This is a genomic window from Paenibacillus sp. ALE2, assembly GCF_054113385.1.
Genome location: NZ_CM134213.1, coordinates 2,792,542 through 2,814,810, shown reverse-complemented (window position 1 = coordinate 2,814,810; position 22,269 = coordinate 2,792,542). Strand labels below are relative to the sequence as shown.

At 48.4% G+C, this 22,269-nt stretch carries 20 protein-coding genes; 5 read left to right on the top strand and 15 right to left on the bottom strand.

What is annotated here, in order from left to right; genetic code table 11:
• Positions 1-112: 112 nt before the first annotated feature.
• From ACXHJ1_RS12265 to ACXHJ1_RS12245, 5 genes are all read right to left on the bottom strand, one after another.
• Positions 113-1,579 carry a glycosyltransferase family 2 protein gene (locus ACXHJ1_RS12265; protein ID WP_107734687.1) on the bottom strand — a complete coding sequence of 489 codons (1,467 nt, stop codon included), beginning with the start codon at positions 1,577-1,579 and terminating at the stop codon, positions 113-115.
• Between the two features lie 72 nt (positions 1,580-1,651).
• Entirely contained in the window at positions 1,652-2,383 is a 732-nt protein-coding gene (locus tag ACXHJ1_RS12260) for a sugar phosphate nucleotidyltransferase (RefSeq protein WP_107734689.1), read from the bottom strand.
• The gene (locus ACXHJ1_RS12255) at positions 2,380-3,171 is read right to left on the bottom strand and encodes a glycosyltransferase family 2 protein (RefSeq protein WP_107734691.1); all 792 of its coding nucleotides are present in this window, start codon (positions 3,169-3,171) and stop codon (positions 2,380-2,382) included. Before ACXHJ1_RS12255 ends, ACXHJ1_RS12260 begins: the two co-directional genes overlap by 4 nt.
• On the bottom strand, positions 3,168-4,103 hold the full coding sequence (locus tag ACXHJ1_RS12250) for a glycosyltransferase family 2 protein (RefSeq protein WP_107734693.1): 936 nt from the start codon (positions 4,101-4,103) through the stop codon (positions 3,168-3,170). The genes ACXHJ1_RS12255 and ACXHJ1_RS12250 overlap by 4 nt, the downstream gene beginning before the upstream one ends.
• Positions 4,100-5,038 (bottom strand): glycosyltransferase family 2 protein, encoded by a 939-nt coding sequence (locus tag ACXHJ1_RS12245; RefSeq protein ID WP_107734695.1) that lies wholly within the window; start codon positions 5,036-5,038, stop codon positions 4,100-4,102. The genes ACXHJ1_RS12250 and ACXHJ1_RS12245 overlap by 4 nt, the downstream gene beginning before the upstream one ends.
• 556 nt (positions 5,039-5,594) lie before the next feature.
• Between ACXHJ1_RS12245 and ACXHJ1_RS12240 the strand changes: the two genes are divergently transcribed.
• Positions 5,595-7,373: a M4 family metallopeptidase gene (locus ACXHJ1_RS12240; protein ID WP_107734697.1), complete on the top strand. Its 1,779-nt coding sequence runs from the start codon at positions 5,595-5,597 to the stop codon at positions 7,371-7,373.
• A gap of 160 nt (positions 7,374-7,533) precedes the next feature.
• On the opposite strand, the gene ACXHJ1_RS12235 is transcribed toward ACXHJ1_RS12240, so the two are convergent.
• The 4 genes from ACXHJ1_RS12235 to ACXHJ1_RS12220 form a co-directional block, all read right to left on the bottom strand.
• A complete protein-coding gene (locus tag ACXHJ1_RS12235; protein WP_243208224.1) occupies positions 7,534-9,147 on the bottom strand; it encodes a helix-turn-helix transcriptional regulator in 1,614 nt (537 codons plus the stop codon).
• Positions 9,148-9,328: 181 nt separating this feature from the next.
• Positions 9,329-9,919 carry a sensor domain-containing protein gene (locus ACXHJ1_RS12230; protein ID WP_107734701.1) on the bottom strand — a complete coding sequence of 197 codons (591 nt, stop codon included), beginning with the start codon at positions 9,917-9,919 and terminating at the stop codon, positions 9,329-9,331.
• A gap of 378 nt (positions 9,920-10,297) precedes the next feature.
• Positions 10,298-11,086, bottom strand: a complete 789-nt coding sequence (locus ACXHJ1_RS12225; RefSeq protein ID WP_243208223.1) for a WIAG-tail domain — start codon at positions 11,084-11,086, stop codon at positions 10,298-10,300.
• Positions 11,087-11,200: 114 nt separating this feature from the next.
• Entirely contained in the window at positions 11,201-12,364 is a 1,164-nt protein-coding gene (locus ACXHJ1_RS12220) for a glycosyltransferase family 4 protein (RefSeq protein WP_107734704.1), read from the bottom strand.
• Positions 12,365-12,570: 206 nt separating this feature from the next.
• Here ACXHJ1_RS12220 and ACXHJ1_RS12215 point away from each other — a divergent pair, with 206 nt between their 5' ends.
• A complete protein-coding gene (locus ACXHJ1_RS12215) occupies positions 12,571-13,698 on the top strand; it encodes a YheC/YheD family endospore coat-associated protein (RefSeq protein ID WP_107734705.1) in 1,128 nt (375 codons plus the stop codon).
• Positions 13,699-13,786: 88 nt separating this feature from the next.
• Complete coding sequence (asd, locus tag ACXHJ1_RS12210; protein ID WP_457906124.1) at positions 13,787-14,584, top strand: archaetidylserine decarboxylase; 798 nt, start codon at positions 13,787-13,789, stop codon at positions 14,582-14,584.
• Positions 14,585-14,724: 140 nt separating this feature from the next.
• Here asd and ACXHJ1_RS12205 read toward each other — a convergent pair whose 3' ends face one another.
• Positions 14,725-15,510 carry a helix-turn-helix domain-containing protein gene (locus ACXHJ1_RS12205; protein WP_019688506.1) on the bottom strand — a complete coding sequence of 262 codons (786 nt, stop codon included), beginning with the start codon at positions 15,508-15,510 and terminating at the stop codon, positions 14,725-14,727.
• A gap of 180 nt (positions 15,511-15,690) precedes the next feature.
• Between ACXHJ1_RS12205 and ACXHJ1_RS12200 the strand changes: the two genes are divergently transcribed.
• Positions 15,691-16,989: an aminotransferase class I/II-fold pyridoxal phosphate-dependent enzyme gene (locus ACXHJ1_RS12200; protein ID WP_457906123.1), complete on the top strand. Its 1,299-nt coding sequence runs from the start codon at positions 15,691-15,693 to the stop codon at positions 16,987-16,989.
• Between the two features lie 107 nt (positions 16,990-17,096).
• Here ACXHJ1_RS12200 and ACXHJ1_RS12195 read toward each other — a convergent pair whose 3' ends face one another.
• Together ACXHJ1_RS12195 and ACXHJ1_RS12190 are read right to left on the bottom strand one after the other, a co-directional pair.
• Positions 17,097-18,374, bottom strand: coding sequence for an ATP-binding protein (locus ACXHJ1_RS12195; RefSeq protein WP_016820053.1), 1,278 nt, complete (start codon positions 18,372-18,374; stop codon positions 17,097-17,099).
• A 31-nt stretch (positions 18,375-18,405) separates the two neighbouring features.
• Entirely contained in the window at positions 18,406-18,534 is a 129-nt protein-coding gene (locus ACXHJ1_RS12190; RefSeq protein WP_457906122.1) for a hypothetical protein, read from the bottom strand.
• A 46-nt stretch (positions 18,535-18,580) separates the two neighbouring features.
• On the opposite strand from ACXHJ1_RS12190, the gene ACXHJ1_RS12185 reads away from it, so the two are divergent.
• Positions 18,581-18,697, top strand: coding sequence for a hypothetical protein (locus tag ACXHJ1_RS12185; protein WP_013372853.1), 117 nt, complete (start codon positions 18,581-18,583; stop codon positions 18,695-18,697).
• A 122-nt stretch (positions 18,698-18,819) separates the two neighbouring features.
• On the opposite strand, the gene ACXHJ1_RS12180 is transcribed toward ACXHJ1_RS12185, so the two are convergent.
• Genes ACXHJ1_RS12180 through ACXHJ1_RS12170 form a run of 3 tightly spaced genes read right to left on the bottom strand, consistent with a single transcriptional unit; the run spans position 18,820 to position 22,202 of the window.
• The gene (locus ACXHJ1_RS12180) at positions 18,820-20,043 is read right to left on the bottom strand and encodes an ABC transporter permease (RefSeq protein WP_457906121.1); all 1,224 of its coding nucleotides are present in this window, start codon (positions 20,041-20,043) and stop codon (positions 18,820-18,822) included.
• A 2-nt stretch (positions 20,044-20,045) separates the two neighbouring features.
• The gene (locus ACXHJ1_RS12175) at positions 20,046-20,792 is read right to left on the bottom strand and encodes an ABC transporter ATP-binding protein (protein ID WP_016820051.1); all 747 of its coding nucleotides are present in this window, start codon (positions 20,790-20,792) and stop codon (positions 20,046-20,048) included.
• 18 nt (positions 20,793-20,810) lie between these two features.
• The gene (locus ACXHJ1_RS12170) at positions 20,811-22,202 is read right to left on the bottom strand and encodes a DEAD/DEAH box helicase (protein WP_457906120.1); all 1,392 of its coding nucleotides are present in this window, start codon (positions 22,200-22,202) and stop codon (positions 20,811-20,813) included.
• Positions 22,203-22,269: the final 67 nt, after the last annotated feature.

The window sequence follows — 22,269 nt, the reverse complement described above, 5'->3', positions numbered from 1 at the left end:
CTCCTTTATGTGTTCCGCCGTGCGGAACGCACGAAATACCTACGGGCTTTCCGCTACTACAGCGTATGCCGCAGCGAGTAGTCGGTTCCGCCTAAAAAAGCCTATTCGATCATCACAAATGCCCTCGCAACACCGGTGGAGCAATAATAGGCTGCTTCTCCGTCAATGCCGACAATTCTTCGGAGGACAAAAACTGAATTGGATAGTCCTCAGCCCGCCAGCTCATCACAGCGTAGAGGGTAAGGAACGGTCTTTTCCAGCCGTTGCCGATTTGGTACAGTTGCCCACCTTCAGCATACAGTAACTCAATCCATCGTTTGCGTTGAGCCGGGATATGAAGTGTGGGCAACATGGACATGTTCCCCAGCTCAGGAGCCACCAGCACGGGCAAGGGTTCCTCAGGCGCCACAGCTACAGGCGGGGCGTCAGCGCTGCCGGAGACCGTCGCCTCCGGCTCACCTACCAAGGGAAGCGCCAACAAATCAAGCTGAGACACTCTAACGAGACGCACATGTTTATCTCCCGCATCACTGGCTCCATGCAGCCGCCGTCTACTTCCCGGCTCTATCCGAAATACTGCCCCGGACGGTCCCTGAACAAGCGCTCCGACGGGATAAAAACTTGCTGCTGATAAGTGGGTTTCCTTACTTGATAATCCTCCTTGGCCGTGCGGCTCTGCTGATCCATATTCCGGGTCGTGGAACAGCTTATCCGCGTCCCCCCACTTTTGGACAAAAAAGGATCGGTTCCGGCTCCTTTCCTCCGTTGAACCGATGCTTCCGGTCGTTTGAGGAAAACCATAAACCGTATCCCGATCACTTTCTGCAAAATGGATAAACGCATCTCCGGCAATTGCCATACGTATCCCCAACAAGCGAGCACGCAGCAGCCAATCTGCATGGGCTTCCTCAATACTGTGGCAGCCTTCATCCCAATATCCCGTCTTTATCAAAGTGTCTCTGCGCAGTAGTAGACAAAATGACGCCAGGCTTTCAGTCTCTCGCCATGCATCCGGGTTGGGAATATTATGGGCCATGGCAAATGGACGCACTTCATTTTCATTCATATCAGGAACCTCAATCTGCTGTTCTCCGAATGGACCATTCGTTACAGGGCCGACAACTCCCATACGCGAATCGCTGTATAAACAGCCCATCAACCGGTCCAGCCAGCCAGGAGTCACCATCGAGTTTGGGTCCAGTACAACAATAGTTGTACCTTTGGCCATCATCAGTCCCTGATTCAGACTGCCGATCATCTGAACATCCTTTGTTAGCAGCGCATAGCGTACAGCGATGCTTTTACGGAGCAAATAGGTAGGTGTCCCGTCCGTCGAGCCGCAGTCCACTACAATAATTTCGTGAGGATGGCTCGTATTCTCCTCAATATGATGAATGCAAGCACGGAGCTGTTGAAGCTGATTGCAGGACACAATGATAATACTTACGCCTTCAAAAACCTTGCCGAACGAAGCCTGACCCAATTTCCTGCCTTGCTCCTGGCCCCTGTTATATCCTGACCAATAGCCCTTCCTTCCGAGCCGTTTGCTGTGTTTCCTTTGCGTACTCAGGCGTTTCATGCCGTTCACTCCTCCGGGTGGCATTATGCCTATACTATATGCCTGGCCCGGCTGGATGGTGTTTCATTGAAATCAAGGTAGAAGTCCCTTCATCTTCACTCCAGCTTCCTGAAGGGAATCGAAGGTTCCTGCGTCGCTCCAGTAGCGCCGTAAAATATCATATTCCAGCTTGCCTTCAGCAGCATAACAGTTATTAACATCGGTGATCTCAAGCTCACCACGGGCTGAAGGCGTTATTTCCCGGATCTTATCGAATACGGCAGTATCGTACATATAGATACCCGTAACGCAATATTTGGACTGGGGATGCTGCGGCTTCTCTTCAATCCGCGTAATGCTCTCCGGGCGCTCGGGATCAAACACGGGTACCCCGTAACGACGGGCATCTGCCACTTTTTTCAGCAAGACTCTGGCGCTCCCCGGTGGTTGTTGTTTGAAGCGTTCGATGACAGGTCCCAAGTCTTCCTTGAACAAATTATCACCTAGCAAAACAGTAAACTTCTCTTCTAACTGCATGTAGCTTCTTGCCAATTCGAGTGCTTCCGCAATGCCACCCGCTTTTTCTTGAATCCGGTATGTCAATTGGACACCATAATTACTGCCGCTGCCTAAAAAATCAGTGTACAGTCCGGCCGATTGTTTACCAATAATAATGAGCATATCGGTAATCCCCGCTTGTCGCAGCCTTTCAATACCATATACGATCATCGGATACTTGCCGACCGGAAGCAGATGCTTGTTGAGTAATGTAGTCAACGGATGAAGGCGCGACCCGGTTCCTCCTGCGAGAATAACCCCTTTCATATCTTCCTTCCTCCTTCGACAGCATGTTCAGTGCATGGGATTCCCGTTTCGATAAACACTCTGGGATCTACGCTCCATTTTTCTAAAAATAATCGATAATTCCGCTCGACCAGCTCTTCGAGCCAGGAAGATTCCGAGCGCGAAAAGCTCGCATTTCCCTGGTGATAGACAAAACAGTCATTGCACATTAGCAGCTTGTAGCCATGCACGCGTGCACGCAGACAATAGTCGTCATCCTCATAATGTCCGGGGCTGAACCGTTCATCCAGCAATCCGATCCGTTCCATCAGCTCACGACGGAATAACAGGCAAAACCCGACCAACCGCTTGACCTCTTGCCATCTGGAGGGATTACTTGCATTATTCTGCTCCGCATACCTCAGACAGCTGGCCATATCTCCTTCTATTCCGTGAATCTGCTGAATACCGCTGGCGTAATTCGTCACCGGTCCCACCAATCCCACTGTGCTTTCACTATGCAAAGCAGCCAACATATTCGATAGCCATCCCCGTGTAACCGTCACATCATTGTTTAAAATGACGAATTGATCACCCGAAGCCAGTCGGAGCCCCCTATTACAAGCTGCTGGAAAGCCCCTGTTTTCAGGAAGACGTATGCTGATTAGCCGCTCAGATGCGCAAAAATCATCCGTCCCGTCATTCGAAGCGTTGTCCACAACAATAATTTCATACGGTGCATCTATCGTATGTGTTCGAATCGCCTCGATACACGGCTTTAATAAATGCAGGCCATTATAAGTCGGAATAATGATGCTCGTCAGACTCATCGTGCATTCCTCCCTTTGGCAACGTCTACCCGTGTTGGAACAGGCCCTAACGGAGAATACCCGGCTACCTGAAACACGGCCGTCAGCGCCTCAGCATGATCGCCGATGATTAACTGCTCCATAGCGTTCCCTTTCCCGACATTGAAGGTCCGCTTGCGGTTTGTTTTAATCACATCGACAGCATGTACGGCTGCCACGATCATGCCATGCAGAATCGCCATCGCATGGGCCTTCGGCGGTACCGCAAGCACGGCTGGCCCAAGTTGATCCAGCACACGCCGTGATAATGCATGCGGTACAGCGGTCAATGAGCTTGCTCCAAGATCGGACCTGCGCAGTACGCGATTCAGAAACCCTTTACACCGTGTGACGCTGTCCTGCTGGGTATAAGGCGGCAAATGTCTGCCCAGATCATTAAGCGCCACATCCGTTCCCTGATCCACCGCTTGAAGAAAAGGCAGCAAATCAGACGCTGGGATCGGCAAATCTCCGTCCACGAACAGTATAATATCAGCCTGCGTCAGACGTGCGCCTACCGCACGGCCAACATCATGCCCCAGACGACCCGGTACGTCGACGAGAGTCGCGCCAGGATGACGTTTGGCTACGGCGGAGCGCGTACCATCCGTACAGCCGTTTAATACGACCACGATATCCGCAAGCGGAAGTTTTTCCAGCTCACCCAGTACCCGGTCAATCGTAGTCTCCTCATTACAGACGCTGACCACGGCTGCTGCGGTCCCCTGCAATACAATATCACTGGAGGCTTCACGTTCCTCAGTCAGATGGACTTCGGGCATTTCTTTTGCCCGAGGTGAGAGCTTTCTCACCCTGCGGCTATGCATCGAAGCCGTTGTTTCTCGTTTTCGCTGTACACGTCTTAGCCCCCAGCCCGGGTCTTCACGCTTTCTTCTGCGATACGCTCTAGTCACGTTTTCACCTCATCTCTGATCCGTTTGCGCTCCAAATCCGTATATCCCGCACGTGCTCCCAGACGTGATGTAAGCCAGGCAATGGCATCCAGGTGATCCTGGACAATTACACCTGCCAGCGGGTCCTTGCCGTTCTGTTTTTTACGTGTTGCGTTCATTCTACCGACAGCTATTCCATGTACAGTCACCACTCGCAACCCGGAGACGATGGACATCACTTGAAATAGCGGAGGTTTCTCCAAGGACTGTAGACCTATTTCCTTTAAAGCCTTTTGACTTATGGCGTGTGGAATGCCAGTCATAGAGGCTCCCCCTAAATCAGCACGATTCGACAAGATATTCAATACATGCTTTGCCTCAACTACAGGATGTATGGGCGTGCGATTCACAGGTCCATGGTAATCATTCAGCACCACATCCGCTCCTGCACTTACGGCCTGTATAAATGGCCGAAGTCTGACGCAGGGAATGACGATATCACCATCCAGAAAAAGCAGGATCTGTCCGGATGCCGCTTCCGCTCCAATACGACGGCCAACATCATGTCCGAGCGGTTCCGGGAAGGAAAGTACACGAGCCCCCGCCGCCGCAGCCACCTTCGCCGTTCTATCGTGTGATCCGTTCTCAACGACGATAACCTCTGTATGTGGATGGACATGGCGCGCTTCGCGAATCACAGCTCCGATTGTTCTTTGCTCATTCATGGCCGGAATAATGACAGATACGATAATCTTTCCCGCTGATGATGGTTCAGATGGCCGCGCTTCGCCGATTTGTGCCCCTCTCACCGTTTCGAGTACATCGCTCTTGTCAGAGACTATCGGCTTCTTATCCATGTTCGGCATTCGGTACGGCAGCCACATCTTAGAATGATAATAAGCCCTTGAATGCCGCCTCCGATTAATCTTGAATCCAGCTCTTCCACGCTTTTTCATGCTCCCGTCTCACCTCCCTTGCTGCTGTATAGATGAACAGCATGATTAGGACAGTTCAACATAACCTATGCGGTCCAAAAGCCGTGTGTAACGGCAAGCGTGGAGTCTTTTCGACACAGCAATTTTCGACTTTATTTTACAAAACTTATTATTCCTATTAAATAAATGAGTTTTTAGGGTCTAAAGAATCATTTTGGATAAATTTGTTACATAGATCTTCTCGTCCGTCATTCTCTGTGCTAATATCAGAGCCAGATGATGGGAGTTCGAAAAATCAACTTTTGTTTTTTTTGCATAAGGCAACTTTTTTCCATTATCCGCTTTTATTCCACTATCTTTTTATACGACAGGAAGGGAGGAGTTTGTTACCTTTTTAGGCTACTTGCTTCAAATGCAGTACCCTCTTTTCACGCACGCTTCATGAAAAACACTTCGGTATTTCTCTTCATGTTCCATTCTTCTATTCCAGACGACAACACGACCTACATAAATGGCGTAATGCCTTATTCAAAGCAGGATAATTCGTCCTGACATTAATCGAGGAGAGTGAATTTTTATGAAAAAAGTATGGTTTTCGCTTCTTGGAGGAGCTATGTTATTAGGGTCTGTGGCGTCTGGTGCATCTGCGGAGAGTTCCGTTTCGGGACCAGCACAGCTTACACCGACCTTCCACGCCGAGCAATGGAAAGCTCCTTCCTCGGTATCAGGGGACGATATTGTATGGAGCTATTTGAATCGACAAAAGAAATCGTTACTGGGTGTGGATAGCTCCAGTGTACGTGAACAATTCCGAATCGTTGATCGCACAAGCGACAAGTCCGGTGTGAGCCATTATCGACTGAAGCAGTATGTAAACGGGATTCCCGTATATGGAGCTGAGCAAACTATTCATGTGGGCAAATCTGGTGAGGTCACCTCTTACTTAGGAGCGGTGATTAATGAGGATCAGCAGGAAGAAGCTACGCAAGGTACAACTCCAAAAATCAGCGCTTCTGAAGCGGTTTACACCGCATATAAAGAAGCAGCTGCACGTATTGAAGCCCTCCCTACCTCCGACGATACTATTTCTAAAGACGCTGAGGAGCCAAGCAGTGTAAGTAAAGATACTTATGCAGAATCAGCTAACAACGACAAAACGCTTTCTGTTGATAAGGACGAGCTAAGTCTTGATAAGGCATCTGTCCTGAAAGATAGCAAAATTGAAGCAGTGGAGGCCGAAAAAAGTTCCATTGCCAAAATCGCTAATCTACAGCCTGAAGTAGATCCTAAAGCAGAACTCTACTACTACCCTAAAGGGGATGACCTGCTGCTAGTTTATGTGACAGAAGTTAATGTTTTAGAACCTGCCCCACTGCGTACCCGCTACATTATTGATGCCAATGACGGCAGCATCGTATTCCAGTATGACATCATTAATGAAGCGACAGGCACAGGTAAAGGTGTGCTTGGTGATTCCAAATCGTTCACTACTACCGCTTCCGGCAGTAGCTACCAGTTAAAAGATACCACACGCGGTAACGGTATCGTGACTTACACGGCCTCCAACCGCCAAAGCATCCCAGGCACCCTTTTGACAGATGCTGATAATGTATGGAATGATCCAGCCGGTGTGGATGCCCATGCGTATGCTGCCAAAACCTATGATTACTATAAATCCAAATTTGGACGCAACAGCATTGACGGACGTGGTCTGCAACTCCGTTCGACAGTCCATTACGGCAGCCGCTACAACAACGCTTTCTGGAACGGCTCCCAAATGACTTATGGAGATGGAGACGGTAGCACATTTATCGCCTTCAGCGGGGACCCCGATGTAGTAGGGCATGAACTTACACATGGTGTCACAGAATATACTTCGAATTTGGAATATTACGGAGAGTCCGGCGCATTGAATGAGGCTTTCTCGGACGTTATCGGTAATGACATTCAACGCAAAAACTGGCTTGTAGGCGATGATATTTATACGCCAAACATTGCAGGCGATGCTCTTCGCTCAATGTCCAATCCTACTCTGTACGATCAACCAGATCACTATTCCAACCTGTATAAAGGCAGCTCCGATAACGGCGGCGTTCATACAAACAGCGGTATTATCAATAAAGCCTACTACTTGTTGGCACAAGGCGGTACTTTCCATGGCGTTACTGTAAATGGAATTGGCCGCGATGCTGCGGTGCAAATTTATTATAGTGCCTTTACGAACTACCTGACTTCTTCTTCCGACTTCTCCAACGCACGTGCTGCTGTGATCCAAGCCGCAAAAGATCTGTACGGGGCGAACTCAGCAGAAGCAACTGCAGCTGCTAAGTCTTTTGACGCTGTAGGCGTAAACTAAATCATATACACGATCCTCCTCATTTTCTCGTCCATAGACCTTTGCCATTGTGCAACTGTCACTTGGCTCTGCCCATACCATGGACGAAAAATAGGGGTGCACAAGTCTGCACCCCTTCCCCCCTATTTATGGCGCCCCCTCAAAGGGGCGTCCTTTTCTCTTATAAAAGTAATCCTGTATCTCTTGCTTTTTGCACAGCTTCTTCTCGATTGTTGACTCCCAGCTTGTCATAGAGAGTGGAGGCGTAATTTCTTACTGTCCCGTTGGATAGGTAAAGTTTCTCAGAAATTGTTTTATAACGGTTTCCTTGAGATAAAAGATTCAAAACCTCTAGTTCACGTTTCGTTAAGCCATACTCTTCTCCATCTGACCTCGGTCCGACTGACTCTTCATCATCATTTCCGTCCCACATTCTATGGAACAAATCTTGGTTAATTACCGTGCCTCCCCGATAGACGAGGCGAATCGTTTCAGCCAGTTCACGCGATTCTATGGATTTCAGCAAATAGCCGTCAGCGCCGCTTCGCATGATTTCCTTCGCCCTCTCTGTATCCTGAAACGTTGACAGGATGAGGACGCGAATGTCAGGCCATGTCTCCTTGATTATTTGGGTTGCTCGAATCCCATCCTGATTGGGCATCTCCAAATCCATTAATATTAAATCCGGATTCAGGCTTCTGCACAATTCCACAGCCTGTTCCCCATCTTCGGCCACCCCCACTACCTCTAGGTCCTCCTGTCCGTCCAAGATGGTATGGAGACTGTCTCGGATAAACGAATGATCATCGACGATACACAAGCGGATTCGTTCATCGGACAATTGTACCAGTCTGGGTAACACACATGAGATGAACGTCCCTTCGCCTTTTTCGGAGTATACAGTGACTCTCCCTTGCAACTGTGTCGCACGTTCTTTCATTGCAGTTAATCCGAAGCCATCCTTCCACTCCCCCACTCCGCGGCCATTATCCTGTACATCCAATCTCGTCTGTTGCGGCTCAAAATGCAGTGACACAATGATTTCGGTGGATTGTCCGTGGCGTACAGCATTAGTCAGCGATTCCTGCAAGCACCGATAAAGCGTCATTTTCGCTTGTTTGGAGACTATGTACTCTTCCCCTATTATTCGAGTGCGTACATTTACTTTTGCATGTTTCTGGAACTCCTCTGCTAATTGTTGCAAAGTAACAGTCAAGGGAAGCGATTCTTGTGGTGAATCTATTTGATGCAAATAGGCTCTCACTTCCTCCATACTGTTACGGGCCAATTGCAATAATGAGTCGATTTTCTGCTCTCCATCTTTTGTTCCTAATTCCGTACGCAATATTTCCAACCCCATAATGATCGAGGTATAGGAATGCCCCATCGTATCATGCAAATCTTTGGAAAGTCTATCGCGCTCCTCCAACAAAGTAATCTGCTCAATCTGAGATAGGTACTGTTCCAGCACAAGCTTCTGATTGCGAATAATTTCATTTTGGCGGTAATTAGAAACGAGTAAGTGAAAGGAAAATCCCATCGCAAAAGCCAGACCGATTTGTGGGATAATCGCCCATAGATCTGTTCCTGGGGAAAATATTGCAATGAGCAACGGAAACAAAACAATGGTGATCGAACCTGACCAACGGAATGATTTATGAGCACTATTTGCCGCGATCATGAAAGTTGGCATTAAAAATGCAAGATATGCCGCCGGAAATAATAAGGTTAAGTAGAAGCACACTCCGCCAAACAAAACCATCTCAGTAAGCAGATAGTAGCGATAACTGAACATTAAACAAATCCAAGGTACTGAAAATGAGACGACTTCCCAAAGAATGATGATCCAAAGGGGCACAGTTAAATGGTCTTGGTGTTGGATCGTAGTTATCATCAATGAGAACCAGATGACAAAACGTATACAAAGCAATAACCAGTCATACCAGAGCCATTGTTTCCAAGCTGTAAACAAATTATCACTCCTTAATAGCTTTGAACATAGAGCGCGTGTACATTCCAACGATTTGAACTAGGCTCTTTCCAATGCGGGTATTGATCCAGACGAGAATACACCCAGCGATCATGACACTTATAGCCTTTTCCCATGAATCTACAGCAAATCCCCATAAGTATATATCAAGATGTTGAAAAAGTATCGGTGTAACGATAATTACGAGCGGAGCTATGTACAATATAACGGCACATATAAGGCTAATCACCCCAATAAAAAATTTCTGCATAAGCCAAAAAACAGCCCTCCAATTGCTACTATTAAGAATGGCTTCTCCCGCTTTCATCCATTTATCCCTTCCACTGTTTGTCCTTGTCGGAATTGGCTCTATCGATATATCCGTATAAACCTTCGTCTGGATGCGTTCATATTGGACAAACATGTGAGTTGTTCGCAACACACACGCCAACAAGGGAATGCCCACGAAGATAACCGTCATCGCCAACGCAAATGTAATGCTGACCAAATAGAAGCAAAAATAAAACAGTCCCGATCCGAAGGTAAACAACAAAAAGTAGAAATCTTGCAACCTTTTGCGAGCTGATTCTTTCGTCATTTGATTCTCTCCTACTCTTTCTTTTCTTTGCTAATACGTTATGAATTGCCCTTCGAATCTAACTTGTTATCTGTCACATACGGTAGTGTCAAAGTGTCATATTTGTAGGTCATGACTATAAAACAAGCTGTACTAAGCTCTTTTTTATGTCATGCATTAGCTCCTTTACCTTCCCTCCAAAGAATTTATTGCTGCCTCAAGAAGCAAGCGCCTTGCTCGATTTAGCTTTTGGCTATTATGCTCTGCCGATTAAAAAGAAGTAAAAAAACGCCATTCTTTCCTTATAATCATAGGAAAGAATGGCGTTTTTTCATTCCTGTTTCAGTGTCTGAGGTTGTTCTAACATTACCATAAACAAAAGCTGTGTATATTTATTATCTATGATGTCCCCATCGCAATCCAGAGAATCCATCCCTCACATATCTGACCCGGTTGTCTGCGTTCCACTGTAAGCACTGCCGAATCCCTCTGTCGTTGTGTGACGGACACTATCACTCCCGGTACGCTCGCATTGGCGGTGATTGCATATTGCGTGTCTATAAAAGGCTTATCAAACACAACGTTCACTTTGCTTGTAACTTCTTGTGCAGAAAGATAAAAAGAAGTGCTGCCAAATTGAGGTAAAGTCACTTCACTGTCAGTAGTCCCGTCATCGGTCACTGAGCCATCATGAATGGCATTCCGACCTAATTCTTTTTCAGTCTGAGAAGCTAGATGGTTTTCTTGCTCTAGCAAGCGTATTCGCTGCTTTGGACGCTGTCTCCCTTCCGCAATGTGAATACTGGTTATGGAACAATCCAATAACGAATCTTGCTTGGTCTGACCTTCCGTCTTCATAGATGCCATGTCGTGTTCCGTTCCGCATTCGGTATCTGAGTCAGGCACAGACAACAGTAGCACAGATGCTCGATTCATCTGCATCGCTTCCTCTAGCGTTTTGGGAAGCTTATGCTTTTTCCATGCCGCTTCCTCTACAGCTTGAAGCGAGGTATTCTTCTCTACGGGGACAGGTATACTTGCCGTTCCACGCTGAGTGGGTCTGTGACTGCCAGCGCCAGCAGGCGAAACCGTTTTCTCCTTGTTTACACGGGGAGAGGGGACAGTATTGGAATGGTTACGCCGTGCTATTTTTTTATCCTTAGGGCTATGGTTCGTGCGATGGTTCATGATGACCGCTCCTTTGACACAGGAGTGAAACAGCGGTCGCTCCGCTGCATTCACCCAGGTGGGAATCATGGCCTAATGCCTATGCGATAGCCTATGCACGTAACCACGACCACGTCACTCAATTGCACAGTCTGTTACAATTTGAGCCCAGCGTTCTGCAGAGTGCTGCCATAAAAATTGGCTCCGCACCTCCCCCAGCCCGGCTTCTCCCATCCGTTGCCGTAAGTCAGGCTGCTGGAGCAACCTGATGATGGCGTCGGCCATTTCCTGCTCGCCGTGTGACGGATAAACCAACCAGCCTGTCTTGCCGTGTTGTATAACCTCCGGAATACCACCGATTCGTGAGGCTACCACAGGCACGCCTGCCGCCATGGCTTCCAGATTGACCAGCCCGAAGGCTTCAGCTTCTACTGAAGGAACAACCGCCACATCGGCTAACTGATATAACGAGGCCAATGCCGGATGCGGCACATAACCCAGGAAGTGCACATGCCTCGCCAACCTTAGTTTACGTATCTGCCGATGCAATGCTGCGGTGTATGGCGTGAGGCGGTCGTGACCGTAATAGGCACTCCCTGCTATAAGCAGCAGCACGTCCGGACAGGTATGGACGATACGCCGCAAGGCCTTTAACAAGCGATGAACTCCCTTCCCCGGCACCAGTCTGCCTGCATATAACACGATTCGGCGGCCTGACCAGCCGAAGTCTTCCAATCGAGCTGACCTGATCGCTTCTGCTGCAGGAGTCCACCGTGGTAGGAAATCGCCAGGATGAATACCCAGCTTGTTGATGACGATGCGGTCTCTGACCGCATCGGGACTGTCAGAAGCCACAACAGCCCCTAAATACGCACTGTTCACAATAATACGATCCAGCGGCAACAGCAGCCTACCCATGTCCTTCCGTTTGAGGTGAGGCTCCCGGATGAACGTGGTGGAATGCAAAGTCAGCACAATTTTGCTATTGGGCAAAGCCTCGCGAATGGCATAAGCAACTGCGGGGCGGTTGTGTACATCTATAACCGCAGGTAACCATCTTTTCAAATCAGCAATTACCTCGGGGATATAACCCGCTCCCCGCGTATAGCGCATACAAGGAATTCCGTCAACATCGCCGTGATCCGGTGTTTCTGCCCCTCTTATGCCATAGATCTGTGCCTGAAGCTTATGGCTAGCCAGTGGTACCATACGAGCAATTACCCTCTCCACTGAACTGCTGCGGGACGAAGGTATAACAAAAGAGCCCGGTGTAATGACTGCTACCTTCAGCCTCTGCATCACCTCACCCACTTTCCTTACCTTATTCCTTCACCCTTCAACACTCATCTTGTATCATATCGTCTCTTGCTCTGAAAGGTGCTTGGCTTATGACTTTGGGCATATCGCAAGGCTAGCGTCCATGCCTGGCCGATCTTTGATACATATGATGGACTAGAATCACAATATGGTCAGTTGGATTGACGATAAGGAGGGCGGACATACTCATGTTGCATGTCGGCGTCATGCTCAACCCGGCAACTTACCGGGGCATTCCCGTCATGAGGACGCGATATGAATCTATCGCCAATTACGAGGAGGCCGGGTTAAGCTACGAGCTAATCCCCTGCTTTCTTCGTCTGGAAGATATTCATATATCGACCGGAACATGCCGGGCTTTTGTTAAAAACGGCAACGAGTATCGGCAGATGACTCTTCCGTTGCCGCCAGTCATCCACAATCGCACTCTCTATCGGCAAAATGAAAATGCCCGCGATATCAACAGGCTGGTACACAAGGGATTCTATATTTTTAATGAACAAAACCGTTTCGGCAAAGACCATATACATGCAATTCTACAGGAAGACCCTCTGCTACATTCCCACCTGCCCAAAACATTGCAAGGCGATCCTTCTTCCATCCGCACCTTGATGGAGCAAACCGGGGATGTTGTAATTAAGCCCAGTAGCGGCAGCGTGGGTAGAGGAATTATGCGGCTGAGGCATTCCAGCGGAAGCTGGACATTGCAATGTGCTCATCCAACGATACCTGGGCGTTGGTCCACACTACGGTTGAATGTCGGAGAACTCCCTTTATTTCTGCATAAGCGACTGATGCGTGTGCCTCATATCATTCAGGAAACCATTCCGCTTGCTTTATGCGACAATCGTCCATTTGATATCCGTGTGACAGTTCAGCGCGGATATGGCGGAATCTGGGGCGTGACAGGCATGTTTGCCAAAATTGCTCCATCCCACACTTTCGTCTCGAATGTAGCCCAGGGCGGCACGGCCCGTTCCCTACCAGAGGTGTTATCACGAACAGAGACGGTGCAGACCTCAAACATAGCCCGGCTGATGAATGAGCTAGAGAGACTCTCATTGCAAATCGTCCACCGATTGGCACAACACCTACCCCGTCTCGCTGATGTCGGACTGGATCTGGGAATTACCCATGAAGGCAAGATTATTTTTATCGAATGCAACGGTCGTGATCAGCGCTATGGCTTTAGCCAGGCAGGCATGAGTAATGTCTGGAAAGAAACATATGCTCAGCCGATGGCTTACGCTCGTTGGCTTCTCGAACGAATGTCTTCGTCAGGCATCGAACGTTCACCTGGCCGTCCCCTGTATTGATTTACGTCACATTCTGTGTCAATATAGTTCAGAGCGGCCGGACAGGTTCCGGCCAAGACGGCTCGGAAATGAACAAGGGGGATCTGTAATGGCAAAACAGTGGCTGCGGCTTATGACGGAGCTATCATCGCGCAAGTGGGTGTGCCGGATTGTGGGCTCCTTCGCGCAAAGCAGTGCAAGCCGACTTTTTATCCCCACCTTTATACGTACGTACCAGATCCAGACGCATGAGGCGGAACAGGATTGGAAAGAATACCGCTCCCTGAACGCCTATTTTACACGCACATTAAAAGCGGGCATGCGCCCGATTGATACGAACGCCGAGGTGATGACCAGTCCGGTGGATGCACGGATTACGTTTACCGGCCCAATTACGTCTGGTACTCTTTTGAATGTCAAGGGGCAAGACTATACGCTGGAAGAGCTTCTTAACCGCTCTCCGCGTCTTGAGAAGTACACACACGGCTATGCTTTTGTGCTCTATCTCAGCCCGGCAGAATACCATCGCATTCATGCACCGGTATCCGGTACACTGGTAGAAAAGGAACATCTGCGTGGCAAAGTATACCCAGTGAATGACTTTGGCTTACAGCATATGAGAGGAGTTCTTAGCCGCAATGAGCGACAAATTACGTACATGGCCCACGAATATGGTGAGGTGGCGGTCGTCAAGGTTGGCGCAATGAATGTGAGCAGCATCAAATATACGGATGAACAAGCGACTTCCTGGACAAAAGGTGACGATCTCGCCTATTTCGAATTTGGCTCAACCGTCGTTTTGCTGACTGAAAACGGCACATTTGAGCCAGACCCCGCATTGAAGCTTGGGGACGTGGTGAAAATGGGACAACGTCTTGGTAGCTTTCGACACGATCCTAAAGCATAAATGAAGGATTGTAACAAAAAAATAGCTGCACATTTGAGCATGGGGATCGAATGATTCAAATGGCTCATACGAAAAAGGACCCAGCGTAACTGCTTCGGTCCTTTTTGATTTATCCTTTATATTCGTCATGCGCTAATAGCTTATCGAATCTCAGACGGACTTTTTCCTGTATACTGCTTGAATTGGCGGCTGAAAAAAAAGATGTCGCGGTACCCCAAAGCCTCCGCCACCTCAGTTACATTCATTCCGGCATGTAGCAACAGATGCTGCGCGCGCTCAATCCGCATGCTGATTATATGGGATTGCACGGAAACACCTAGCAGCTCCTTGAATTTTATCGAAAAATAACGCGGTGACAGCCCTGCACGTGCTGCCAAATCCTCGACTCGATGAGGAAGTCCCGGATGCTGGCGCACGTAGTTGGCCGTTTCTCGAATGACCTCGGTGAGCTGGTTACTGGCCTGTTGCTCCTGCGGTTCCTTCCGGTCTGCACGCAGCAGATGAATCATCAGTTGCTTTAGGATCAGCTTGCCCTCCTCGTCAGCCCCGTAGGCACGCTCCAGACGCAGACGGACATATCTGGCAAGCATATGCTCCACCTCGAACGTTTCCTCCAGCATGCGGTAGCTGGCTGGAATTTGCTTGGGTTGTTCGGTGAGATCAAAATGAATATAAGTAAGTATGAGCGGTTTTTGCGGATTATGTGTGGCACGGGTATCGTCTCCCGGCTTGAACAAAAAACAACTGCCCTTGCTCACCGGATAGGCTTCCCCATTTAATACAACCGTTCCTTCTCCACTCCATACATAAAATAAATCATAGTTTGGCATCGGCTTCTCGCGTACCTGCCATTTCCAGCCCGGCTCGCACACAATTTTGGCAAAGGCCGGCAGCAGGATAAACGATGACGCAGATGTATCCAGCAAAATCTGTACCTCCTTTGGTTCATCTCTGGTTGTCCTGTTATCCCGTTATTTTATAATATAAGCGCAGCGCCACGATTAAGCAAAAAATACGCTCTTATGGCCCCTAATGCTTGTGCGTGACGCTTACCGTGTGTAATGCTATAATATGTAATCAAAATGACTTGGAAGGATGAAACGGGAATGAATCCACTGGCAGCGCAGTTAAATCAAAACATTCAGACAGGCAACGAGCATGTATATCAAATGCTTTCTCTTTTAGGTAAAGAGATTTATTTTCCAAAAGAAGGGATTTTGAGTCAATCCGCCGAGGCAGGGAAACTTGCCAAAAAGTATAATGCTACGATCGGGATTGCTACTGAAGGCAATGGTCCTATGCATTTGGAGGTTATTCAGGAGAAGCTGTCCGCTTACAGTCCCAAGGATTTGTATCCTTACGCTCCCCCTGCGGGCAAGCCTGAACTTCGCAGCGTATGGCGTGACAAAATGCTGAAAGAAAATCCTTCACTGGCTGGAAAAGGCTACGGCCTTCCTGTAGTTACCAACGCGCTGACCCACGGTTTGAGCATCGTTGCCGACCTGTTTACGGATGAAGGAGATGCTGTCATTTATCCAGATAAAAACTGGGAGAACTATGAACTAACTTTCGGTATTCGCCGTCATGGACGTTTGGTGAATTTCCCGTTGTTCACAGAGGATCACCGTTTTAATAGTGAGGGACTACGCGAGGCGCTACTGGCGCAGAAAGAATACGGCAAAGCGATCGTTGTACTGAACTTCCCGAACAACCCGACAGGCTATACACCGGGCATTGAAGAAGGTAAAGCAATTGTCGCTGCCATTCAGGAAGCGGCGGAAGCAGGCATCAATGTCGTAGTTGTGACAGATGACGCTTATTTTGGCCTGTTCTTCGAGGACTCCCTGCATGAATCACTATTCGGTCAGCTAGCCGGGCTTCATCCGAGAATTTTACCAGTCAAAATTGACGGAGCTACCAAAGAAGAATTCGTTTGGGGCTTCCGTGTCGGATTTATTACCTTTGCTTCGGAGCATCAGGATGTACTGAGCGCACTGGAACAAAAAACACTAGGGATTATCCGGGCAACGATTTCGAGCGGTCCTCACCCCTCTCAAACCTTCGTACTGGATGCTCTCAAATCACCAGAATTTGAACAACAGAAGAATGAAAAGTTCCAAATTATGAAGGGGCGGGCTAATAAAGTCAAAGCGTTGCTCGATAGCGGAAAATACGGGGATGTATGGAGCTACTATCCTTTCAATTCAGGCTATTTTATGTGTCTCAAGCTGAACGGCTTGTCTGCTGAACGACTGCGCACACATTTGCTGGAACAATATGGGGTAGGCACGATTGCACTGGGTGAATACGATCTTCGTATCGCGTTCTCATGTATCGAAGAGGAGTATCTGGAAGACCTATATGACATTGTGTATCGTGGTGCACAAGATTTGTTGAACGCCTAATCTGTCTGTATCAGGTTAGAATATAAAGTATAACTAGCGGTATGCCAGATATTAGGGCATACCGCTTTTTGGGTCGGCTGACTATTGTCCATCATACGTCCGCACAATTATCCTTCCGCAGCGAGCAGAGATTCCTGTGCCAGTGGCAGCAGGATGACGACCTCCGTTCCCACTCCGGGCTCACTTTCATAGCGTATACTCCCGTTCATGGCTTCAATAATTCGAAAGGAAACGACCGTCCCCAGTCCTGTTCCTACCTCTTTGGTTGAAAAAAATAAAGTACCCACTCGTTCGAGATGCTCCTGGCTCATGCCTTTTCCAGTATCCCTGATACTCAGACATGCCTGCTCTTCCTGTATCGCCAGCTTTATGTATACCCTGCCTCCATCTTCCGCAGCTTCAATCGCATTTTTCGTCACATGTATTAACGCCTGTAGCAGCTGGTTACGATCTGTATGTACATAAATTTCATTCCTTAGCTCTGTATACAGCCTTACGCCTTGCTTGGTCGCCATTGGTTTCAGAAGCAAAACGATCTGTTGAACCATGCCAGACAGATCCATTCGTTCTGTGTTCCCAATCTGCGGTCTGGATAAGTTCAGATAATCGCTAATAATTCTTTCAGCCCGATCCACCTCTGCCAGTGCCAAAGCAACATATCTGCGATTTTTCCCTTCTAATCCTGACTGAACCATTTGCAGGAACCCTTTTACAACGGTTAAAGGATTCCGTACTTCATGAGCCATCGAGGCTGCCAGTTCACCCAACGTATTCAGACGCTCGGCATATTTAATTTTTCTTCTCATTTCTTCCCGCTCCAAACTAAATTCCATCCAGAAAGAAGAGGCTCCAATACTTAGAAATTGAATCACACCGAACCAGAGTATTGAGCGAATCAGCTCAATCTCATCCTCATCCAGTCTGCCATTGATCCAAGAATGTATTAAAAGAAAAATCAGCATGACCCCAGTGATCCATATACTCATTACCATATTCATGCCCACTCGAAGCAACATGCTTTTGAGCTGCATAAATTTTTTTCTTACCAAGAGAGGTCCCAAATAACACAACATCATGCTCGGAAGCCCCACCACCATAGACTCGGGGCCTACATACATACGAGCCATTACCATTAGCGTCACATTCATTAGACCTGCCTTGGGACCAAAATATAAAACAGAGAGAATCAAAGGAACATACCGAAGATCCCAATATAATCCGTACCAAATGTACGAAAACATAAGGCAAAGCACCGAAGAAACACCTAGCACCCCTCCCATAAGCAGCGGGGTATGCTTCCTATGCCGATGATCCGACAAAGCGCTATATACGAGTAACGGTACAAACACAAGAAATATGTTCACGAGCAGCTTATCTACCAGCATCTCGTCTTTCCCACTTTCCAAGTGATAATGATTACATACTTCTTCTATTCTCGATAATACGTACCTTTTCCTCTCTCATCTCCTGCATCTGATGAAAAATATAGGGCGATTCGGCAACATACCAGAACATTGGCCCACGCAATCCGGAAACCCACTTCATAAGATACGATGTATCCTTTATCACAATGACCGAGAGGAGAATGAGCATGGGAGCAGAAGAAACAAGAGGCGGTTACGGTGGTTACGGCGCATTCACAAGCACAGGAACAATTTTGGTACTGTTCATTTTGTTAGTTATCATCAGCAAAACGATCTTCGTTTAAGCAGACCGATATCTGCACCCACGACTACCATAAGCAGTGAATGTACAAAAAAGGCTAATCCGCAGGCAGCTCAGCTTTTGCTGCTTGCGAATTAGCCTTTACTTTATTGACACAGATATGGATTACACTTCTTCCTCATCCTGTCCGTCCAAACGCCATTTTTTGGCTTGAGTACCACGGAGCAGGAACACAACAAGGACTCCCCCAACCAACGTGAGCAATGTAGACAGTAAATCCTCCGTTCCTTTTGCCAGAAAAGGAAGCCACAGCACCACCGCAGCCGGCAACGTCAACCGAACAACAAAGTCAAGAAAAGACGCACGGCGACTATGCGCAGGAATCGGATATAACTGAAGCCACAACGAATCCCTGTGATACTGTCTCAAAGAAGTAATCTGAACACCTATGAGGAATATAAAAAATAAATATACGGCAATACCAATCCAGCTAGCATGGGTGATATATATAATTAACAGACCCAGAATACCTAACCGAATGACAATGCCTGCTGGTTCTGTACGCAAGAACGTCTTAAACAGCAGGTAACGATACGCTCCCTTTCTGTTCCAAGGTATGTTGCCACCCAGCCAGGAGAGCCAGCGGCGCGGCGTCACTCTCTGTGTAAGGGCAGGCACATCGACAAACCAGCCCAACGTACGCATCACGCGGGCAGCCTGCATAGCCTCTGTGCGGATCAGTTTTTCCCAAGCCACTAGCAGTTTGACCGGCAAACGCAGAACAAGCACGTACACCACGCCAACCAATACGATAAACGGCAAGCTGTGTAACGGAGACTGCCATAGCCATGCGGCTACCATCAGCACAGCCAGCACCCACCGCAGTAGACGATAGCCTATGCTCCCGCCAACCGATACCATGCGAAGCTCCTGCCAGCCGCCGTAGCTAAATAGCACCTTCAGTAGCACGAACAGCAGCAGAGTCAGTAGCAGCGGCTTAGGCGCAGCATCACTGCGGATATACAACGGCCACAAAATCATGGACAGCAGCAGAAGACCGAATATTTTGTACACCACGCCTCGAATCCGGCTGGCCTTAAAATATTGTGGCATCGCGTACTCCTGGGGACGAAGGAAGACTATATCTGCCGCATTCAAATACGTTCGAAAGCTCGCATGCGCAATTGGAATAGCTACAATAAGCATGATCCAGCGGATGGGCAAATCCGGCGGAATATGCATGAGTAGCGACGTGTACCATGCGGCAAAGGCAATCAGCGCAAAGCCGAAGACCACTGCAAGGCCGCTCTGAATGACATAGCCCAGATAAGGCAGCACCTGTCCCCAGAACGCTAGACGTCTTTCTTTATGCAAACGTTGCAAATCCATGCTCATTCCCTGCCCTGTACCAGCTCATAAAATGCATCTTCCAGCGGCATGCCCGGCTTACCCGCCTGTGCTGTTACTTCGTCCAGCGTACCCTGAGCAATGATGGCACCCTGATGAAGCACAATGAAACGATCGCAATAATTTTCAATCGTGGACAAAATATGAGAACTGAGCAAAATAGACGAGCCCGAACGCTTCATCTCCAACATAAAGTCAAGCAGAGAACGAATGCCGAGCGGGTCCAAACCCAAAAAAGGCTCATCTATGACATACAACGGCGGCCCCGCTAAAAATGCGCACATAATCATCACTTTTTGGCGCATCCCTTTGGAGAGATGCATCGACATACTTCCGCTTTTATCCCGCATACGGAACAAATCCAGCATTTGATCACTGCGCGTGCGGAAATCTGCTTCGCTGACTCCGTACGCTCTAGCCGTGAACTCCATATGCTCCATCACTGTCATTTCAGGATACAGCTCTGGAGCTTCAGGTACAAAAGCAATAGCTCCCTGATATACCTCGGGATTCTCATCCTGCTTATGCCCCTGTACGCGAATCTCTCCGGCCTGCGGTGTCATCAGACCCAAAATATGCTTCATGGTCGTACTTTTCCCGGCCCCGTTCAGACCGATCAGTCCCACCATTTCGCCCGGCTTCACATCGAGCGAAATCTGATGCAGCACCGGGCGTTTGGCGCTGTATCCACCAGTCAGTCCGTTAATTTGCAACACAGGCTGTTGTTCCATGGCTCCCCCTCTTCTCCCTTACTCGTTCGGTTTTGATCCTTTTTCCTTCAGCCATCTTGGCGCACCCTTGTTTTTACGATCACGCTCGCGCTGTGCCTTTCCTGCTTTGGATAAGGCTGCTCCTTTGCTCTTGCCTGGAGCTGAACCGTTCACGGAATTCCTGCCTGGACGTCCTGCTTCAGTCCGAACAGGTGTCTTGCGATTTTCCGTCACTGTTCCATTGGAATTAGATCTAGTCTCAGACGGCCTTACAGGGGCACGCTTGGCATCCGCCGGGCGCGGCACCACAACTCGACCTCCGTACAACACACGCTCTGCAATATCGATTCCCAGTTCACGAGAAAACTTACGCATGATGAACGTTTCGCGGTCAGTCACAACCGACACTACTAATCCTTTGCGTCCCATACGTCCTGTCCGCCCTGCGCGGTGAACATAAGCTTGACTATCCGTAGCCGGGTCAAAATGAATGACCATTTCAAGGCCCTCAATATCCAGACCACGGGCCGCTACATCGGAAGCGACCAGCACTTTGAGCTTGTCCTCGCGGAATCGAGCCAACACATTGCTGCGCGTGACTTTATCTGCATCTCCATACAAGGATGCCGTAGTTAGACCCATATGCTTGAGCTTGGCTTCAATTTCCCCAATAGCATTGGTTGTATTCACGAACACCAGCGCTTTTCTCGGATTAAAATGCCGTACCAGACGGCGCAGCATATCCACCTTATCCCGTTCTTCGGATACAAAGTAGTAATGTTCCAGTCCACTGGCCGTCTTCTGGTCAGGATCAATCCCAATTTCTACGTAATCAGGCATCTCCCGTTGTGCCAGCGACTGAATTTCATTATTCAGCGTTGCGGACAGGAATACCAATTGACGATCACGCTGGGCAGAGCCCAATATACTGGTCACATCGCCTGCTCCGCCGAGCTGGAACATCTGATCCACCTCATCAATGACAATAGTTGTAATATTGTGCATCTTCAGTTTTTTCGAAGCGATAAGTTCCCTTACACGCCCTGGTGTACCCACCACAAGCTGCGGATGATCCTTTAGCTTTTCAATTTGACGTTTGATGGCTGCCCCACCAATCAGGCCCAGTACACGGATTCCACGATGCTCTCCGTAGCGCTGACCCTCACGTACAATTTGCATGGCCAACTCCTGGCTTGGAGCCAGTACCAGCTTTTGCGTAGCCTTTTTCTGTGGGTCAATCGCTTGCAGCAGCGGTAGCAAATAAGCCAGTGTTTTGCCTGTGCCGGTTTGCGAGCGCGCCAATACATGCTTTCCCTTCATTATTTCCGGTATAGCCTCTGCCTGAACTGGCGAAGGCTGTGTAATTTCATGCTCGGTCAGTTTGTCCAGCAGATCTTGTTCAACGCCGAGCGCTTCAAAATTCAATGTCATGAAAAGGTCCAACCCCTATACGTAAATTCGTTACTCTCCATTATATGCGAAAATAGCCTTGTTACCA

What these genes read in the sequence shown, in the direction of transcription:
- ACXHJ1_RS12170 (WP_457906120.1), bottom strand. Translation starts at nt 22,202, where the DNA reads ATGACATTGAATTTTGAAGCGCTCGGCGTTGAACAAGATCTGCTGGAC.
- ACXHJ1_RS12260 (WP_107734689.1), bottom strand. Translation starts at nt 2,383, where the DNA reads ATGAAAGGGGTTATTCTCGCAGGAGGAACCGGGTCGCGCCTTCATCCG.
- ACXHJ1_RS12185 (WP_013372853.1), top strand. Translation starts at nt 18,581, where the DNA reads ATGGGAGCAGAAGAAACAAGAGGCGGTTACGGTGGTTACGGCGCATTC.
- ACXHJ1_RS12195 (WP_016820053.1), bottom strand. Translation starts at nt 18,374, where the DNA reads ATGCTGGTAGATAAGCTGCTCGTGAACATATTTCTTGTGTTTGTACCG.
- ACXHJ1_RS12175 (WP_016820051.1), bottom strand. Translation starts at nt 20,792, where the DNA reads ATGGAACAACAGCCTGTGTTGCAAATTAACGGACTGACTGGTGGATAC.
- ACXHJ1_RS12215 (WP_107734705.1), top strand. Translation starts at nt 12,571, where the DNA reads ATGTTGCATGTCGGCGTCATGCTCAACCCGGCAACTTACCGGGGCATT.
- ACXHJ1_RS12190 (WP_457906122.1), bottom strand. Translation starts at nt 18,534, where the DNA reads ATGAAGTGGGTTTCCGGATTGCGTGGGCCAATGTTCTGGTATGTTGCC.
- ACXHJ1_RS12235 (WP_243208224.1), bottom strand. Translation starts at nt 9,147, where the DNA reads ATGTTCAGTTATCGCTACTATCTGCTTACTGAGATGGTTTTGTTTGGC.
- ACXHJ1_RS12245 (WP_107734695.1), bottom strand. Translation starts at nt 5,038, where the DNA reads ATGAAAAAGCGTGGAAGAGCTGGATTCAAGATTAATCGGAGGCGGCAT.
- ACXHJ1_RS12265 (WP_107734687.1), bottom strand. Translation starts at nt 1,579, where the DNA reads ATGAAACGCCTGAGTACGCAAAGGAAACACAGCAAACGGCTCGGAAGG.
- ACXHJ1_RS12220 (WP_107734704.1), bottom strand. Translation starts at nt 12,364, where the DNA reads ATGCAGAGGCTGAAGGTAGCAGTCATTACACCGGGCTCTTTTGTTATA.
- ACXHJ1_RS12230 (WP_107734701.1), bottom strand. Translation starts at nt 9,919, where the DNA reads ATGACGAAAGAATCAGCTCGCAAAAGGTTGCAAGATTTCTACTTTTTG.
- ACXHJ1_RS12180 (WP_457906121.1), bottom strand. Translation starts at nt 20,043, where the DNA reads ATGGATTTGCAACGTTTGCATAAAGAAAGACGTCTAGCGTTCTGGGGA.
- ACXHJ1_RS12225 (WP_243208223.1), bottom strand. Translation starts at nt 11,086, where the DNA reads ATGAACCATCGCACGAACCATAGCCCTAAGGATAAAAAAATAGCACGG.
- asd (WP_457906124.1), top strand. Translation starts at nt 13,787, where the DNA reads ATGGCAAAACAGTGGCTGCGGCTTATGACGGAGCTATCATCGCGCAAG.
- ACXHJ1_RS12200 (WP_457906123.1), top strand. Translation starts at nt 15,691, where the DNA reads ATGAATCCACTGGCAGCGCAGTTAAATCAAAACATTCAGACAGGCAAC.
- ACXHJ1_RS12255 (WP_107734691.1), bottom strand. Translation starts at nt 3,171, where the DNA reads ATGAGTCTGACGAGCATCATTATTCCGACTTATAATGGCCTGCATTTA.
- ACXHJ1_RS12240 (WP_107734697.1), top strand. Translation starts at nt 5,595, where the DNA reads ATGAAAAAAGTATGGTTTTCGCTTCTTGGAGGAGCTATGTTATTAGGG.